General features: G+C 65.0%; 15 protein-coding genes. 13 read left to right on the top strand and 2 right to left on the bottom strand.

Annotated elements, in window-relative coordinates; all coding sequences use genetic code 11:
- Window positions 1–120 precede the first annotated feature (120 nt).
- The 12 genes from ACIBG0_RS32550 to ACIBG0_RS32605 all read left to right on the top strand — a co-directional run bounded on the left by ACIBG0_RS32550 (window position 121) and on the right by ACIBG0_RS32605 (window position 13076).
- Window positions 121–1248: a glycosyltransferase family 4 protein gene (locus ACIBG0_RS32550; RefSeq protein WP_397037797.1), complete on the top strand. Its 1128-nt coding sequence runs from the start codon at window positions 121–123 to the stop codon at window positions 1246–1248.
- A 117-nt stretch (window positions 1249–1365) separates the two neighbouring features.
- Complete coding sequence (locus ACIBG0_RS32555) at window positions 1366–1755, top strand: polyketide cyclase / dehydrase and lipid transport (RefSeq protein ID WP_397037799.1); 390 nt, start codon at window positions 1366–1368, stop codon at window positions 1753–1755.
- Window positions 1756–1820: 65 nt separating this feature from the next.
- A complete protein-coding gene (locus ACIBG0_RS32560; RefSeq protein ID WP_397037800.1) occupies window positions 1821–2258 on the top strand; it encodes an SRPBCC family protein in 438 nt (145 codons plus the stop codon).
- A complete protein-coding gene (locus ACIBG0_RS32565; protein WP_397038029.1) occupies window positions 2258–3550 on the top strand; it encodes an ArsA family ATPase in 1293 nt (430 codons plus the stop codon). Before ACIBG0_RS32560 ends, ACIBG0_RS32565 begins: the two co-directional genes overlap by 1 nt.
- Window positions 3551–3614: 64 nt before the next feature.
- The gene (locus ACIBG0_RS32570) at window positions 3615–4079 is read left to right on the top strand and encodes a hypothetical protein (RefSeq protein WP_397037802.1); all 465 of its coding nucleotides are present in this window, start codon (window positions 3615–3617) and stop codon (window positions 4077–4079) included.
- Window positions 4076–5089 (top strand): ROK family protein, encoded by a 1014-nt coding sequence (locus tag ACIBG0_RS32575; protein WP_397037804.1) that lies wholly within the window; start codon window positions 4076–4078, stop codon window positions 5087–5089. The genes ACIBG0_RS32570 and ACIBG0_RS32575 overlap by 4 nt, the downstream gene beginning before the upstream one ends.
- A 134-nt stretch (window positions 5090–5223) precedes the next feature.
- Window positions 5224–5949 (top strand): lysophospholipid acyltransferase family protein, encoded by a 726-nt coding sequence (locus ACIBG0_RS32580; protein WP_397037806.1) that lies wholly within the window; start codon window positions 5224–5226, stop codon window positions 5947–5949.
- Between the two features lie 548 nt (window positions 5950–6497).
- Complete coding sequence (locus ACIBG0_RS32585; protein WP_397037808.1) at window positions 6498–7448, top strand: hypothetical protein; 951 nt, start codon at window positions 6498–6500, stop codon at window positions 7446–7448.
- Window positions 7449–7859: 411 nt separating this feature from the next.
- Window positions 7860–9059 (top strand): RNA-guided endonuclease InsQ/TnpB family protein, encoded by a 1200-nt coding sequence (locus ACIBG0_RS32590; RefSeq protein ID WP_397037810.1) that lies wholly within the window; start codon window positions 7860–7862, stop codon window positions 9057–9059.
- A 156-nt stretch (window positions 9060–9215) separates the two neighbouring features.
- Window positions 9216–10775 carry an alkaline phosphatase D family protein gene (locus ACIBG0_RS32595; RefSeq protein ID WP_397037811.1) on the top strand — a complete coding sequence of 520 codons (1560 nt, stop codon included), beginning with the start codon at window positions 9216–9218 and terminating at the stop codon, window positions 10773–10775.
- 52 nt (window positions 10776–10827) lie between these two features.
- Window positions 10828–12105, top strand: a complete 1278-nt coding sequence (locus tag ACIBG0_RS32600; RefSeq protein ID WP_397037813.1) for an FAD-binding oxidoreductase — start codon at window positions 10828–10830, stop codon at window positions 12103–12105.
- A 146-nt stretch (window positions 12106–12251) separates the two neighbouring features.
- Window positions 12252–13076 carry an SDR family NAD(P)-dependent oxidoreductase gene (locus ACIBG0_RS32605; protein ID WP_397037815.1) on the top strand — a complete coding sequence of 275 codons (825 nt, stop codon included), beginning with the start codon at window positions 12252–12254 and terminating at the stop codon, window positions 13074–13076.
- Window positions 13077–13237: 161 nt separating this feature from the next.
- On the opposite strand, the gene ACIBG0_RS32610 is transcribed toward ACIBG0_RS32605, so the two are convergent.
- A complete protein-coding gene (locus tag ACIBG0_RS32610) occupies window positions 13238–13654 on the bottom strand; it encodes a cytochrome c oxidase subunit 4 (protein WP_040688533.1) in 417 nt (138 codons plus the stop codon).
- Window positions 13655–13667: 13 nt separating this feature from the next.
- Window positions 13668–14720 (bottom strand): cytochrome c oxidase subunit II, encoded by a 1053-nt coding sequence (locus ACIBG0_RS32615; RefSeq protein ID WP_397038030.1) that lies wholly within the window; start codon window positions 14718–14720, stop codon window positions 13668–13670.
- Between the two features lie 643 nt (window positions 14721–15363).
- On the opposite strand from ACIBG0_RS32615, the gene asnB reads away from it, so the two are divergent.
- Window positions 15364–17349: an asparagine synthase (glutamine-hydrolyzing) gene (gene asnB / locus ACIBG0_RS32620; protein WP_397037818.1), complete on the top strand. Its 1986-nt coding sequence runs from the start codon at window positions 15364–15366 to the stop codon at window positions 17347–17349.
- Window positions 17350–17422 lie beyond the last annotated feature (73 nt).

Genomic DNA, 17422 nt, shown 5'->3' on the forward strand with positions numbered 1-17422 from the left:
CGAGCCGTCGAAGCGCATGCGACGAAGTCGCGAGTCTCGACGGCTCGGACGCGAGACACCAGGGGGCCGCGAACACGCCGCGGCGAAGCCGCGGCAAATCCAACGCAGTAGTTTGTTCGCATGGCCCGAACTCTGCTGGTTACCAATGATTTCCCGCCGCGGCCGGGCGGTATCCAGTCGTATCTGCAGGCGTTGGCCGGTGAGCTGCCGCCCGATGATCTGGTCGTTTACGCTCCGCGGTGGCGTGGCGACAGTCATCTGAAATTCGATGCGAAGCAGAAGTTTCAGGTGGTGCGCCACCCGACCACACTGATGCTGCCGACTCCGCTGGTGCTGCGGCGGGCCGCGCGCCTATTGCGCAGCGAGAACTGCGACACGGTCTGGTTCGGTGCGGCGGCGCCGTTGGCATTGCTGTCACCGATGCTGCGCCGTGCGGGCGCCACTCGGATTCTGGCCAGTACGCATGGCCATGAGGTCGGCTGGTCCATGCTGCCGGGTGCGCGGCAGGCGTTGCGCGCGATCGGCGAGCACACCGATGTCGTCACCTATGTCAGCAGATATACGCGCGGGCGGTTCGCCTCGGCGTTCGGGCCGAGTGCCGGGCTCGAATATCTGCCGCCCGGAGTGGATACCGAGGTGTTCCGGCCGGATCCGGCCGCGCGCGCGGAATTGCGCGAACGCTACGGTCTCGGTGATCGCCCGACCATTCTGTGCCTGTCCCGGCTGGTTCCGCGCAAGGGACAGGATGCGTTGATCGTCGCCATGCTCGAGATCCGCGCGCGGATTCCCGGTGCGGTGCTGGTGATCGCGGGCGGCGGACCGTACGAGGACAAATTGCACGCGCTCGCGGCGGCCATCGGTGTCAGCGATGATGTGGTCTTCACCGGCCGGGTCCCGGCCAGCGAACTGGCGGCCCACCACACCCTGGCCGATGTGTTCGCCATGCCGAGCCGCACCCGTGGGGCCGGGCTCGATGTCGAAGGTCTTGGCATCGTGTACCTGGAGGCCTCGGCGTCCGGAGTGCCGGTGGTCGCCGGACGTTCCGGTGGTGCGCCCGAGACCGTGCTGGAGGGCAAGACCGGCCGCGTCGTCGACGGACGCAAGACCACCGAAATCGCCGACGCTATCGTCGAGATCCTGTCCGATCGCGATTCCGCCGCCGCGATGGGCGCGGCGGGACGCGCGTGGGTCGAGGAACAGTGGCGCTGGGACAGTCTGGGCGCTCGACTGCGTCAACTGCTGCAATAAAGGCGACGGCGGCTCACAGTTCGGCGGTGTGATCTACTACGCTCGGGCTGTGAACGAGCGAACCATGTGCCAGCGCGCTCTGCGCACGGCGGAGCCGAGCGTCAGCGAGGCGCAGCCGTGAACAGCATTCAGGTCGCTGATCAGACGTTTGTCGCCGCTCCCGGTGCCGCGGTCGCGGAGATCCTGGCCGGGGAGAACAATTGGCGCCGCTGGTGGCCTGATCTGACCCTCGCCGTCCGGGAAGATCGGGCAGACAAGGGTATTCGCTGGTCGGTCACCGGTGCGCTCTCCGGAACCATGGAAGTGTGGCTGGAGCCCGCGCTGGACGGGGTGATCCTGCACTACTTCCTGCACGCCGAACCGAAGGCGCCGATACGGGATCTGTCCGCAGCCAATCGGGCGCGCCGGGTGGCGGGCAAGGATATGTCGTTCGAGATCAAGTCCAGGCTGGAGGCGGGCCGCCCGGCCGGTGTCGCGCCGGCACACACCGGCCCGCCCGCCCGCTGACGCACACGAGCCCCGCTGACGCACCCGAGCACGAGCACAGCAGCTGAAAGGAATCGTTGTCCGCCATGGCCGACAGGACCCAGAGGTCGATCATCATCGATGCACCGTCGCAGCGGGTGATGTCCGTCATCGCCGATCTGGAGTCCTACCCGGAGTGGGTCTCGGCGGCCAAAACCGTTGAGGTGCTGGAGAAGAGCGCCGACGGGCGGGCCAGGACCGCGCGCTTCGTCCTGGATGCCGGAGTCGTCAAGGACACCTATGTGCTGTCCTACACTTGGCGGCCGGACGACAAATCGGTCAGCTGGACGCTGATCAGCGGTGAACTGCAGAAAGCGCAGGACGGCACCTATCAACTCGTCGATCAGCCCGACGGCACCACCGAGGTGACCTATGAGCTGACCGTCGACCTGAATATCCCGATGATCGGCATGTTCAAGCGCAAGGCCGAGAAGGTGATCACCGATACCGCGCTCAAGGAACTGAAGAAACGGGTCGAAGGCTGATCGCGCACAAGCCCGAGGCGGCCGGTACTCGGGTCGAACTATTCATCGGCAAAGGCGGGGTCGGCAAGACGACGTTGGCCTGCGCTACCGCCATGGCCTATGCCAGGGCGGGGCAGCGGGTGCTGGTGGCCTCGCTGGATCAGGCGCATTCGCTCGGCGACGCGCTCGGCTTCCGATTTCCGCACGATCCCGGCACCGTGCCCGGGGTCGCGAGCGTACTGCCCGGCCTCGAGGTGATCGAGGTCGATTCCCTTGCACTGCTGGAGGATCGGTTCCGCGAGGTGGTGCGCGTGCTCGCGACCGGAACCGAGCACGATCACGGCATCGACTTGGCCGCACTGGATCCGGCGGAGCTGACCGGACTGCCCGGCGTACAGGAACTGCTGATGCTGGTGGAGATCACCCAGTTCGCCGCCGAGGGCGACTGGGATGTGATCGTCGTCGACTGCCCGCCCTCGGCGGATATGTTGCGCATCATCACCGCGCCGGAAACCCTGCTCGGATATGTGGAGCGGATGTGGCCGCCGCATGCGCGGGCGATGAGTACGGTCGGCACCGATCTGCGGCGCGTTGTGCTGGCCACCACGGTCGAACGGATCGTCAAGGCGGTGACCGAGGTGCGCGATCTGCTCGCCGATCACGGCCGCACCGGTGCGCGATTGATCACCGTCGCCGAACAGGTCGCCATTGCCGAATCGGAGCGGGTGCGTTCGGCGGCAGCGCTGCTCGGACTTCGGTTGGACGCGGTGGTGGTGAACAAGGTGCTGCCCGCCGTGCCCCCGCCGACCGCACTCGAGGTGGCCGCCCATCCGGCGGTGCAGTGGTATGTGAATCGACGCGCCGAACAATTGGATGTGGTGAACCGGCTGCAACGGGGTATGAACGGGACACGGGTGCTGATCGCACAGCACACCGGGCCCGAACCGGTCGGGCTCACGTCCCTGTCCGCGCTGTCGTATGCGATGGATTCGGTTGAGCGGTTGAATGCCGACTCGAAGCTGAGCGACAATCCGGCGGAGGTTCGCACAAGTTCCGGCGAGCCGGTGGTTCGATTGGAATCGGGCACCGGTCTGCATTCGGTGTACGCGTTGCGGATGCACCTGCCCGTCGTCGATCCGGCGACGCTGCGACTGGGACGAGTGGAGGACGATTTGATCGTGGGAGCGGACGGGGTCCGACGGCGGGTGCGCCTGGCGCCGGTATTGCGACGGTGCACTGTCGATCGCGCCGAACTCGACAACGGCTATTTGATCGTGCGTTTCCACCCGGACCCGGAAGTGTGGCCGGTATGAGCGAGCCGACCATGTCACGGCGCGTATCGCGCATGCCGGGGCCGAGTGCTGGTGAGGCGCGGGCATGAGCGAATCGAACGAATGGCCCGGCGCTGCCCAGCCCGGTGACGGCCTCGGCGAATTCGCCGCGGAATTGAAGCTGCTGGCCGAGGCGGTGCTCGAGCGGGTCGAACCCGTCCTGCGCCGCGCCGCCGATGGTCAGCCGGACTGGTCGAGTTGCAGTTGGTGCCCGGTCTGCGCGGCCGCTGCGCTGGTGCGCGGTGAGCATCACGATGTGCTCGCGGTGGTGGCCGATCACGGTACCGCGATCGTCACGGTGCTGCGCGAGGCGCTCGCCGGCGTGCCGGTCGATCCGGTTATGCCCGAAGATGGCGGGCCGCACGATCATTCCTTCACTCCCCAACACCGCGACGACGCATCTGGTCCGGAATCCACACCCACCGAAGCGGATACCCCTACGCGGCAGTCGAACTCGCCAGGGCGCAAGCGATCCCGCTATGTCGGCATCCCCGTGACGATCAAGGCATGACGGCGCGAGTAGCTGATGCGCGACCACTGACCGTCGGAATCGACGTCGGCGGCACCAATATTCGCGCATCGGTGGTCGACGGTGACGGCGAGGTGCTCGACACCGTGGTGGCCCCGACACCGCATTCGGCGCGCGCACTGGAGAACGCGCTGGAACGCGCGGTCCGCGAACTGTGCCGCAGACATCCGATCGGCGCGGTCGGCCTGGCGGTGGCCGGATTCATCAACGCCGATCGCTCGACGGTGCGCTTCGCACCGCACCTACCGTGGCAGGACACCCCGGTCGCGCAGCGGCTCACCGACCGCCTCGAACTACCGGTGATCCTCGAACACGACGCCAATGCCGCCATGTGGGCCGAGTACCGATTCGGCGCCGCGGCGGGCGGGCACAATTCGGTGCTCGTCGCGATCGGTACCGGCATCGGCGCGGCACTGCTCATCGACGGCGAACTGTATCGGGGCACGCACGGCGTCGCACCGGAGCTGGGACATCTGCAGGTGGTACCGCAGGGCCGGTCCTGTCCGTGCGGTAAGCGCGGCTGCTGGGAAAGGTATTGCAGCGGAACGGCTCTGGTCGATACCGCCATCGAAATGCTGGCCACCGATCCGGTGCATTCGACGGTGCTGGCGCGTGAGGTGCTGCGCGATCCCGGTTCGCTGACCGGGCGCCGGGTTGCCGGGGCCGCCCAGGACGGCGATCCGTTGGCGGTGGCGGTGATGGCCGATTTCGCCCGCTGGCTCGGGCTCGGGCTGGCATTCGTCAGCGATATCTTCGATCCCGGACTGATCGTGATCGCCGGTGGCGTAAGCAGTTCGGCGCCGCAGTTCCTGGACGAGGCGCGTGAGGAGTACGCGCGGGCGATCACCGGCGCCGGACATCGACCGCTCGCCCGGATTCGGACCACGCAGCTCGGTGAGGCGGCGGGGATGATCGGCGCCGCAGAGCTCGCCAGGGCCAACCTCGCCGAGACCGGGCGAGGCCGTTCCTGGGTGGCTCGTTCCACCCACTGAGTGGTCGGTTATCAGTACTCGAGAACATGTGGTGAGATACGCCGCTCGGCTTGGATGTGATCTCTACCCAGCGGTAAAGTCGGCAATTGACGGTTGTACCCGTAAACGATCCCGGCTGCGGGGGTTAGGACGCCATGCTCTACTGGATGCTGAAGTACCTGTTCCCAGGACCGTTCATGCACCTCTACAACCGTCCGACGGTCGAAGGCGTGGAGCATATCCCCGCCGACGGACCTGCCATCCTCGCGGGAAACCACTTGTCCTTCTCGGACTGGTTGTTCGCTCCGCTGATGAGCCCGCGTCGGATCAGCTATCTCGCCAAGGCCGAGTACTTCACCGCTCCCGGCTTCAAGGGGCGGCTGCAGAAGTTCTTCTTCAGCGCCACCGGGCAGTACCCGATCGACCGCAGCGGCGCCTCCGCGGCCGAGGACGCGCTCAATGCCGCACGCAAACTGCTCGACAAGGGTCACCTCGTCGGCCTCTACCCGGAGGGCACCCGCTCCCCCGACGGTCGCCTGTACAAGGGCAAGACCGGCCTGGCCCGTCTCGCACTGGAGACCGGTGTCCCCGTCATCCCGGTCGCCGTCATCGGCACCTTCGAGGTCTGCCCGCCCGGCCCGTTCCGCTGGCGCCGCCACAAGGTGACCGTCAAATTCGGCGCCCCCATCGACTTCTCCCGCTACGAAGGCATGGGTGGCAACCGTTTCGTCGAACGCGCCGTCACCGATGAGGTCATGTACGAACTCATGCAACTCGGCGGCCAGGAATACGTCGACGTCTACGCCGCCAGCCTGAAGAAGGGCGTCCCCAGCGGTTCGGCCCCCGAAGCCACCCGCATCCCGGAGACGGCCGCCAGCTAGCCCCTTGCACTTCCACGAGCCCGGTGCCGAACGTACCGGGCTCGTTCTGTCTCTACCCGACTGTCGAACTTGCTTGCCTCACAAGGGTATTCACAATCAGTGCGCTGGTCCCGCACAGCGATCACACATAGGCTGTTGAGTACCGTATTCGCACCTATCCGGGGGAGCATTCGATGTCCAACGTGGATGACCGCATCAATTTGGCCGCCGACTGGTTGGTTCGGAATATACGAACCGATAACTCGGGCGCTGCCGGGTGGGGTTGGGTCCCGGACGTACCACCAAATCCCCAGGACACCGCGGAAGTCGTATGTGCGCTGTCCGAAATCGGTCACGAGGTACCTGACAAGGCACAGGTCGTCCGTCTCCTCAGGCAAGATTCCCTGACAGAAGATACCCGTGGCCCTCGCGTCTTCCGCGCACCAATAGATATGGCGTGGCGATTGCGCGCATTGCTGAGCCTCGGCCATGGCCCCACCGATCGGAGCGTATCGGCCTGCGCAGCAGCCCTCCTTGCAGAACAGGATCACGAGACAGGCGGCTGGCGGATGAGCAGTCGGTCCGGCGCCATATCCGTAACCGCGACCACCGAGGCGCTGCGAGCACTAGTTGGCGTCGCCTCCTCGAACGGCACCCCGAACGCTGCGGCGGAGGCTGTCGCTCGCGGCACCAATTTCGTCGTCTCCGCGCTGCTGGAGGACGACGTGCGGTTCCGGCCGCTATACGCATCCTCACAAGCGGCAATTGCGTTGTCACTGCCGGAGATCACCGCATTCGGCGGCAAACGAATCGAGCGCGCGCGGGAATTAGCATGGAACAATATCCTGCACACCATTCGGCACACCGGCGCGCGAGTCGAAGAAGAGATCGTCCGCCGCGGTGATGTCACAGATGCGTGGCGGCATGTCTCGTTGCATTGGGCGGTGACCGCACTGGCGTACGCGGGCGGTCGAGTAGTGTTCGATCCGATCTTCCGCAAAGCGCTGAAGGATCTCCTCGATCTTCAGGACACGGCACCGACGCTGACAACCCGCGGCGGTTTCCGGACCTCGACCGAGGGCTTCGTCACCACCTACGCGACGACACAGGCGGTCGAAGCCCTTGCGCAACTGCGACAAACACTCAACGAAAGGGTCAATCCGGCAAAGGTCTTCGACCTCATCTGCCGTGATGAGGGTGCCAGCCCCGCCGATCCACAGGATGTGTTATCGGCGGGCGGCAGGTCAATGGTCATGAACAGTTATGCGGGGGCTGGAATGTTCGCGATCGGCGGCCCGGCGGGCTTGACCATCGCGATCACCTCGGTGGCGTTCGCCGATCATCTCGGCGATATCGGAAGCCGCGCCTTGGTCGTGTGGGGCACCCTATTCATTGCCATCAGCACCTACGTCTATGTCACCACACGATTCCCGACGGTTCCGAAGAGCCGAATCGGCACAGCGGTATTCGCCGCATTCACGGCCGTCGTGCTACCGATAGTGACGTTCCTACTTTCCTGATCAAAAGTTCGGACTAGCTCGTTCCAGAGGTGACGGGGACCCTGTGATTTCGGTCCGGGTGGACCGAAATCATGGAGTCCCGTCGGGCTTACGCGGACCGCTGTGAAGGCCCACGCGAGAGGGCCGCCGGGACGAGCGTGCCCTATATCGGGCGCTGTACCTCGATGCGGTGCTTCACTACCAATGGCACGTTCCGCACTACCAATGGCACGTCCGATGGGCCCGGAGAAATACGAGCCCGCCCATAGTCGGGGCCCCGCCAACAGTGGCGCACCAATTCGGGGAATTTCATCGCGACGACACGGGGTCACCAGCTTCGATCGCAACCTTCGGTGGGAAGTTCACCCGCAGATGCGAGTGGTTGTTTTCTCCCTTGAACTCGACCAACTCACCGACTGTACTGTGACAGATGTGCAGTTGAGGTACACCTTTCGTGTCTACCCGACACCCGGACAGCAGGAGGCTCTGTCTCGGGCGTTCGGGTGCGCGCGAGTGGTGTTCAATGACGCACTACGCGCCCGCCAGGACGCGCGAGCCTCCGGAGAGCCGTATCCGAGTGATGCCGCTCTGTCGCGGGCGTTGACCGCTGCGAAGAAGACGCCGGAGCGGGCGTGGTTGGGTGAGGTGTCGGCGGTTGTGTTACAGCAGGCGTTGGCGGACCTAAACGCCGCCTACCGCAATTTCTTCGCCTCGGTCAGCGGAAAAGGCAAGGGACCTAAGGTTTCCCCACCCCGATACCGATCCCGCAAAGACCATCGGCAGGCCATCCGATTCACTGCCAACGCCCGCTTCGCGGTCACTGAAGGCGGGAAGTTGCGGTTGCCGAAGATCGGCGATATCGCGGTTCGGTGGTCGCGGGAACTACCGTCGGCCCCGTCGTCGGTCACGATCATCCGTGATGCCGCTGGGCGATACTTCGCGTCATTCGTCGTGCAAGCGAGTGATCAGCCGCTGCCCGAAGTCGATACAGAGGTGGGGATCGACCTCGGATTGACAACGTTCGCTGTGTTGTCCGACGGCACCACGATCGCCACCCCGCGATTCTTACGGCGTGCCGAGCGTCGACTCCGCAGGGCACAGAAAGCCTTGAGTCGCAAACAGAAAGGCAGCTGCAACAGGAACAAGGCACGTGTGAAAGTGGCGAAAGCCCATGCGCTGGTGCGTGACACCCGCTTGGACTGGGCACACAAACACTCCACCACGATCATCCGCGACAACCAAGCGGTGTACATCGAGGACTTGTGTATCCAGGGTTTGGCGCGGACACGGCTGGCGAAGTCGGTTCACGATGCCGGGTGGGGTTTGTTCACCCGGTTACTGGCTGAGAAAGCGGACCGCTACGGGCGGTATTTCGGGAAGGTGGATCGATGGTTCCCATCGTCGCGGCTATGTTCGGTATGCGGGATGGTCGACGGACCTAAGCCGTTGTCGGTGCGAACATGGACGTGCCGGTGCGGTGCGGTACATGACCGGGACCGCAATGCCGCAACCAATATTCTCGCCGCTGGGCAGGCGGAGAGACGAAACGCTTGTGGAGTGCAGGTAAGACCGGAACCCGTTCCGGCCCCGCGCGGCGAAGCAGGAACCCACCGACAGGCCACAACGGTCTAGTAGGAATCGCCTCCGTTTTGGAGACGAGGATGTCAACAGAAGACCGGCTCATCCCGATCATCGAACTGCGACCGCGCGGCTGATACCGGTCACCTGTTGGCCGAGCCGACGATGGGAGTTCATATGGTGTTGGACTCCCTGCGCCAAGGTGGGCCAATGACTGGTTCGGACTTCGGTATCTCCCGGCGCACCCTGCTGCGCACCTCCGCCGTCGGTCTCGTCGCGGTCCCGGCTCTGGCGGCCTGCTCGAACAACGGACCCGCACTGGTCCGTCCACGCCCGAATCTCACCCATGGCGTCGCGGTGGGCGACCCGCGCACCGACGGCGCACTGATCTGGGCACGCTCCGATCAGCCCGCGAAGCTGATCGTGGAGACCGCCGCCACCGAATCGTTCACCGACGCCAAACGATTCACCGGCCCACTGCTCACCCCGGATTCCGATGGCACCGGACGCGTGCGCGTCAATGGTCTGCCTGCGGGGCAGCAGGTGCACTACCGGGTCACTCTGGAAGGCGAGGACGGCGCGACCTCCGAACCGATCGCCGGGGTCTTGCGCACCGCGCCCACCGGCGCGTCCGATATCAAACTGCAGTGGTCCGGCGATGTGGTCGGCCAGGGCTACGGCATCAACCCCGAACTCGGCGGTATGAAGATCTTCTCCGCGATGGCCGCGCGCGACCCGCACCTGTTCATCCACTCCGGTGATTCGATCTACGCCGATGTCCCGCTGCACGAAGCGGTGACGCTGCCCGACGGCCGGATCTGGCGCAATACCGTCTCCGAGGCGAAAAGTGCTGTCGCGCAGACACTGGACCAGTTCCGCGGCAACTACGCCTACAACCTGACCGATCAGAACTACCGCCGCTTCAATACCTCGGTCGCCCAGGTGGTCCAGTGGGATGACCACGAAACCGTCAACAACTGGTACCACGGCGGACTTGTCGCCGAGACCAAGGGCTACAGCGAGCGCAGCATGGACACCCTCGCGATGCGCTCCTGGCAGGCCTTCCACGAGTGGATGCCCGTGCAGCCCAGGGAAGCCGTCGACGGCCGCCTCTACCGCAAGATCTCCTACGGTCCGCTGCTGGACATCTTCGTGCTCGATATGCGGACCTATAAGGACACCAACGACATCGATAACGGACCCACCGGCCGCATCTTCGGTCCGGAGCAGACGAAGTGGCTCATCGAGGGGCTGCGCGATTCCACGGCCACCTGGAAAATCGTCGCCAACGACCTACCGCTCGGCCTTGTCGTCAAAGACGGTGAACAAAAAGTGACGGCCTACGAGGGCCCCGCCAATGCCGACAGCGGCACCCCGTCCGGCCGGGAAACCGAAATCGCCCAAGTACTCTCGGCGATCAAGGCGAACAAGGTCGGTGGCGTGGTCTGGCTGACCGCGGACGTGCACTACACCGCGGCTCACCACTACTCGCCCGAGCGCGCCGCCTTCACCGACTTCGACGAGTTCTGGGAGTTCGTATCCGGACCGCTGAATGCCGGTGCGTTCGGCCCGAATCCGCTCGACGGCACCTTCGGCCCGGAGGCGGTATTCGTGCACGCGCCCACCGTTCAGAACGCCGCACCGCTGGAGGGGTTCCAACATTTCGGCGAGGTGCTCATCGATGGCAAGTCGAGGGAACTTACGGTCAACCTATGCGATTCCGCCGGATTCGTCCTGTTCAGCCAGCGGCTCGCGCCGCCGGTCCGGTAACCGACAGGATCGAACGAGCATCGGAGGCCGCGCTGTGGTTAGCTTTCGGTCCATGAGCACGCCGCACACTGTCGCCGCCGAAGAATATCTACCTCGTGACACCGCGGATGTCGTTCGTACGGTGCGGAATTCACGCGGTCGCGTGGAAAACCTCACGGTGCGTGGCGGCGAACCGATCGACGATGGTCTGTCGTTACCCGATCCGCGCGCAGTGCTTTCGCTGCGCAAGATGAATGCGGTCCTCGATATCAACCTCGGCAGGCGCACCGTGCGAGTGCAGGCCGGCGCCAAACTCTCCGATATCGATCGCCGCCTCGGCGCGCACGGACTCGGTCTGCCGATCGTCGGCGACCACCGCGATATCACCGCGGGTGGTTTCGCATCGGTCGGCGGTGTCAGCACGGCATCGCACAAGTACGGCATGTTCATCGATCAGATCGTGGACCTCGAGTACGTCGATCCGGACGGACGTATCGGCACCTGCGGACGCAACCACCACACCGAGCGCTTCCACCGGATCCTCGGCGCGGGTGGGCGCGCGGGCATCATCACCGCGCTCACCCTCGATGCGGTCGATATCGACAAGGACCACACCTGGCTCACCACCGACGCCGACCGCTTCCTGGACTTCGACTCCTTCGTTGAAAACGCCTACGCCGAAATCGCCCGGCCGGGCAATGTCGCACTGCAGGTCGGTCGTTGGGTCGATACCGCGCCGCTGAAGGTGTCGCGTCCGGTAGGCACCGGACATGTGCAGTTGGGCACGGTGCGGTTCGGTCAGTGGTCGAGCTTCTACCCCACCACACCGACCCGCTCGCTGCGTGCGCGCCGTGAGGTCGGCACCAAGACCAGGAAGTCGTTGGGCGCCATCGCCTCTGCCGCGGGCGGGCGCGCGGGTGCACCGGTGCGCAATGCCGCGGCAGGCGCGCTCATGTTCGCCCCAAAGGTGCTGACGCTGCGCGATGCGGAGTATCTGGCCGATACGGTCATCAGTTCCTCCGAACGCGGACCCGCCTACCGGGTCGCGATTTTCGCGCCGCTGTCGACCTACACCTCGGTTTTCTACAGACTGCACGATTTGTTTGCTGGACACCGAGAGCGAACCGGATGCTTCACCGTCATCTCCGCGATGACCTATGGCGTCCGCTCGAAGTACCTGCGTGCGGAGGCGCAAGCGCACGGACTCGCGGTCGAGGACCACGGACTGATCACCTTCACCTGCCGTTTGCGGCCCTCGGCGCTGCCCTCAGAACTGTTGCGCGACATCGTCACCGGAATAGATGAGATCTGCACGTCCGAACACGCCCTGCGGTACGACTCCACGGATTAGACTGTGTCGCGCCGCACATAGTCGCCAGCAAATAGCCTGACCGCCATCCGACGGTTCGGCTATCGGTTGGCGACCGCGGTCGACTTCGGCACTGTCGGCGGGGTGTCGATGCGTTGGTTCAGCCCATCTAGGTGAAGGTTGCTCTGATGCTCGAATTCCGAACTGCCCCAACCCGTTTGCCGGACCGCAGGCGTCAGCGGCCCGAATCCGTCGAGGGGCTACGAGTTCTCGTGACGGATGCGTGTTCGGAGATCGGTCGCGCCACCGCCACGTTGCTTGCCGAACAGGGCGCACAAGTGCTGCTGGTCGCGCGGCGCGGGGATCAACTCGTCGCCACCTGCAATCAGATCGTCGACGCGGGGGGCGCGGCGAATTGGTTCCGCTGCGATATCTCGGCACTAGGTGATGTCGATCAGCTGGTCGAGTGGGTGCTCAGCGATTTCGGCCGGGTCGATGTGCTGATCAATAATGCGGGCCGTCCGCTGCGCCGACCGGTTTCGCAATCCCTGGATCGCTTCCGCGACTACCAGCGCATGATGGCGACCAATTACTTCGGTCCGCTGCGCCTGACGCTCGGCCTGCTGCCCGCCATGCTGGAATCCGGGTCCGGCCATGTGATCAATGTCGGACCGTGGAGCCTGAAGACCGGCGCCACCCCGAATTTCGCCTCCTATGCCAGCTCCCAGGCCGCCTGGACCACCTTCGGTCAATGCGTGGACGCCGAACTCTCACCGCGCGGCATCCAGGTGACGGACGTCCAATATCCGGCCGTCCAACCGGATACCGGCACCATCGCGCACTACGTCACCGAACCCGCGCTGGAACCAACCGACGCCGCCCGCCTGATCGAGACAGCCATCCGCACCCGCCCGGCACGTCTCGAACCCCGCTTCGCGCGCACCCTGCGCGGACTTGCCGGTGTCGCCCCTCGCTGCACCAACCGCATCCTGTCCCGCCTCGCCTCCCTCTAGCCCGCGCGGCAGCAGCGCCGACCGTAATCGAATGGTGGCTCCGAGGCCCCTCGGGTTCAAGGGATCGATGCAACAACCATTCGACTACCGTCGGCGACATCTCGGCCCAGCAACGACGAAGCGCTCCACCGGATTCCGGTGGAGCGCTTCGGAGCTCTAACTCAGTGCTTTTCGGGGCCGAGGTAGTACTCGAAGACCAGACCGGCGGCCGCACCGAGGATGCAGACCACACCGATGCCGATCAGCCAGAACTGGAAGAACGCCAGGCCGAGGGCGGTGATGGAGCCAGCACCGGCCAGGGTGATGGGCCAGAAGCTACCGGGCGAGAAGAAGCCCAGATCGCCCGCGCCGTCTACGATCTCGGCGTCCTCGTAATCTTCCGGACGCAGGTCGAGACGACGTGCGACGAAACGGAAGTACGTGCCGATGATCAGCGACAGACCGGCGGTCAACACCGTCGCGGTGGTGCCCGCCCACTCGACACCGGTCCGCGACTGGCCGGTGAAGTAGCCGTATACGACCGCCACGATGATGAAGAACACCGTGAGCAGTTCGAAAATCCGCGCTTCGATCTTCATTTCAGATCAGTCCTCACTTGCTCTCTACCGCGGACGCGCTCTTGGTGTCGCGCTTGGTGTTGAACGGCTGGGTGGAGGTCGCGACCGGGGATTCACCGATGGACTCGAGCGCCTCGGCGTTGGTCTTACCGGCCTTGCGCGCGTCGATGTACTTGGTGAACTTCTCCGGCGATACCGCGCGTACCTCGAAGTTCATCATCGAGTGGAAGGTGCCGCACATCTCGGCGCAGCGGCCGACGAAGGCGCCTTCCTTCTCGATCTTGGTGATCTGGAAGACGTTATCCGAGTGGTTTTCCTTCGGATTGGGCATCACGTCGCGCTTGAACAGGAACTCCGGCACCCAGAAGGCGTGCACCACATCGGCGGCGGCCAGCTGGAATTCGATGTTCTTGCCGGTCGGCAGCACCAGCACCGGGATCTCGCTGCTGGAGCCGACGGTCTCGACCTTGTCGTAGTGCAGGTAGGACAGGATGTCATTCTCCGGCTTGCCGTGCACGGGGCCCGGCTGCGGGTGACCGTCCTTGGTCCGCTCCTTGTACTCCTCGAGCTGCTCCTGGTTGGCGTCCTCGCGAGCCTTATCGATGCCGTCGAAGCGGTAGCCGTCCTTGAAGTCGACATTGCGGTAGCCGAACTTCCAGTTCCACTGGAAGGCGGTCACGTCCACGGTCACGTCCGGATTGGCGACCTTCTCGTGCACATAGTTCTGCACGACCACGGTGAAGTAGAACAGCACCGCGATGATGACGAACGGCACTGCCGTGTAGGTCAGCTCCAGCGGCACGTTGTAACCGGTCTGGCGCGGGAACTCCGGGGAGTCCTTCTTCTTGCGGTGGAAGGTGACGGTCCAGAAGGTGAGACCCCACACCAGCACGCCCATCGCCAATGCCGCGATGACCGACCAGGTCCACAGTTCCCGCATTCGGGTGGCCTGCGGCGTGACACCCGAGGGCCAGCCGAATCGCAGCCAAACATTGTCGATCGAGCAGCCCGAGACGAGCATCGCGGTGATCCCCAAGGACACCGCCAAGCCGACCCGCCGAAGAAGACGGCCCTGCCGACCCTTCACGGGTCGTGCCCCGATCTCTTCGCTCGCCTTGTGCGCCACGCTCACGCCTTCCTGGTCGCCACACATTCCGACAGTGCACCGCTCGGGTTGCGATCGCCCGGCGGTGCGTCCTAAGCACGTTTCAGGGCATTCCGGCCTGCGCACGCGCCACCTAAGAATGTCCTGAGTACTACGCAGCGTAGACCAAACCGGCGCCCCGTTTGACGTCGGGTCGCATTCGACACTCCGCCGCCTCCGGGGGTGGGTTCGGTCACCCGGACATCGTCCCAGGACAGGGCACGCGCCGCGACCGGATCCGAGCCATGCGATGCGCTCGGACACAACATTTCGGAGGCCACACGAGCTGCGGATTCCTTCGCTCGACGCCACATCGTCCACGCCGGCGACGCCAGGCTGATCCGGTGAGGTGCGACGCACTGGAACACGAGATTTCGTCGCGATGTCAGACGCTGACCGGGCATTTGCGGATCGCGGCACTCACCGGGCCCGGCCTTCCTGGAACACGGTGGGCGCGACACACGAATCCGCCCGGTGCGGCATACTCGGACACGAGATTTCGTCCTGTGCGCCCATCTATCGGGCGCAGCCACCCAATGAATCGGGCCAGCGCCCGTACCAAGTAGGAAACGAGGTTGCCGACGCCGTGTGTGGACTGCTCGGATTTCTGACATCTGATGCGGCAACCGACGACAGTCGGGGACGGCAGCCAGCGCAGCTGGCGGGGTGGGTAGACACCGTAGAGCGGGTGTACGACGCCCTGCACTGCGCACGACATCGCGGCCCGGACGAGCGCGGGACCTGGCACGACGATCATGTGATCTACGGCTTCAACCGACTGTCGATCATCGATATCGAGCATTCGCACCAGCCGCTGCGTTGGGGACCGGCCGAGAACCGGGAGCGCTACGCGCTGACCTTCAACGGTGAGATCTACAACTACATCGAGATCCGCGAGGAACTCGCGAAGGCGCACGCCGACGAGTACCCGGACGGCAGGATCTTCGAGACCGAGGGCGATAGCGAGGCGATCGTCGCCGCCTTCCACTACTGGGGTCCGGAGGCGGTGCGCAAGCTGCGCGGCATGTTCGCGTTCGCGATCTGGGATACCGAAACCAAGGAGCTGTTCCTGGCGCGCGATCCGTTCGGGATCAAGCCACTGTTCCTGGCCACCGGACCGGGTGGGACCGCGTTCGGCAGTGAGAAGAAGAGTCTGCTGGAGCTGCTGCCCGCGCTCGGACTGTCCGATGCGCTGGACCCGCGGGCATTGGAGCACTACACGGTGCTGCAGTACGTGCCGGAGCCGGAGACGCTGCACAAGGACATCCGTCGCCTCGAATCCGGGCACTACGCGACCGTGCGGGCGGCCGAAGCGCCGCAGATCACCCGCTACTTCAACCCACAATTCAAGGTACGGCCGTTTGCCCCCGGATCGGCGGCCGCACGCTATCGCGATATCGCCGAGGCCCTCGAAGACTCGGTCGCCAAACATATGCGTGCGGATGTGACGGTCGGGTCGTTCCTGTCCGGCGGCATCGACTCCACCGCGGTCGCGGCGCTGGCCATGCGGCACAACCCGAAGCTGATCACCTTCACCACCGGCTTCGAGCGCGAGGGCTACTCCGAGGTCGATGTGGCCGCCGAGAGCGCGGAGGCGATCGGCGCGCGGCACATCGTCAAGGTGGTCTCCCCCGCCGAATTCGCGGCCGCCATTCCCGAAATCGTCTGGTACCTCGACGATCCCGTGGCCGATCCGGCGCTGGTTCCGCTGTACTTCGTGGCGAAGGAGGCGCGCAAGCACGTCAAGGTGGTGCTTTCCGGTGAGGGCGCGGACGAGCTGTTCGGCGGATATACGATCTACCGGGAACCGTTGTCGCTCCAGCCATTCGAATACTTGCCGCGCGGGGTGCGCAAGCTGGCGGGCAAGCTCTCGGAGCGGATTCCGGACGGTACCCGGGGCAAGAGCCTGCTGCACCGTGGTTCGCTGCCGCTCGAGCAGCGCTACTACGGTAATGCGCGCAGCTTCAGCGATGCGCAGCTGCGCGCGGTGCTGCGCGAATTCCGGCCGGAATGGACCCACGAGGACGTCACCGCGCCGATCTACGCGCAGTCGCGCGGCTGGGACCCGGTGGCGCGCATGCAGCATCTGGATCTCTACACCTGGTTGCGCGGCGACATCCTGGTCAAGGCCGACAAGATGACGATGGCGAATTCGCTCGAGCTGCGCGTGCCGTTCCTGGACTCCGAGGTACTGAAGGTCGCCGAACAGCTGCCCTACGAGCAGAAGATCACCAAGGAAACCACGAAATACGCACTGCGCCAGGCACTCGAGGGCATCGTCCCGCCGCATGTGCTGCACCGCGCGAAGCTGGGTTTCCCGGTCCCGCTGCGGCATTGGTTGCGCGGCACCGAACTGTACGACTGGGCGCACCTGCAGATCGCCGAATCGCAGACCGATCACCTGCTGGACAAGGGCGCCATCAAGAGCATGCTGGAAGACCACCGCGCGGGCCGCGGCGACCACAGCCGCCGCCTGTGGACACTGCTGGTCTTCATGGTCTGGCACGGCATCTTCGTCGAAAAGCGCATCACCCCAGCCATCCAGGAGCCGGTCTACCCCGTCGCGCTGTAATCGCTGGTGCCGCGCACGTTACGCCCGCGGCAGATGCAATGCGGCTGTGCCGCGCATCTTTTCGCCCGCCGCG

This window comes from Nocardia sp. NPDC050630 (genome assembly GCF_044457245.1).
Lineage (GTDB): Bacteria > Actinomycetota > Actinomycetes > Mycobacteriales > Mycobacteriaceae > Nocardia.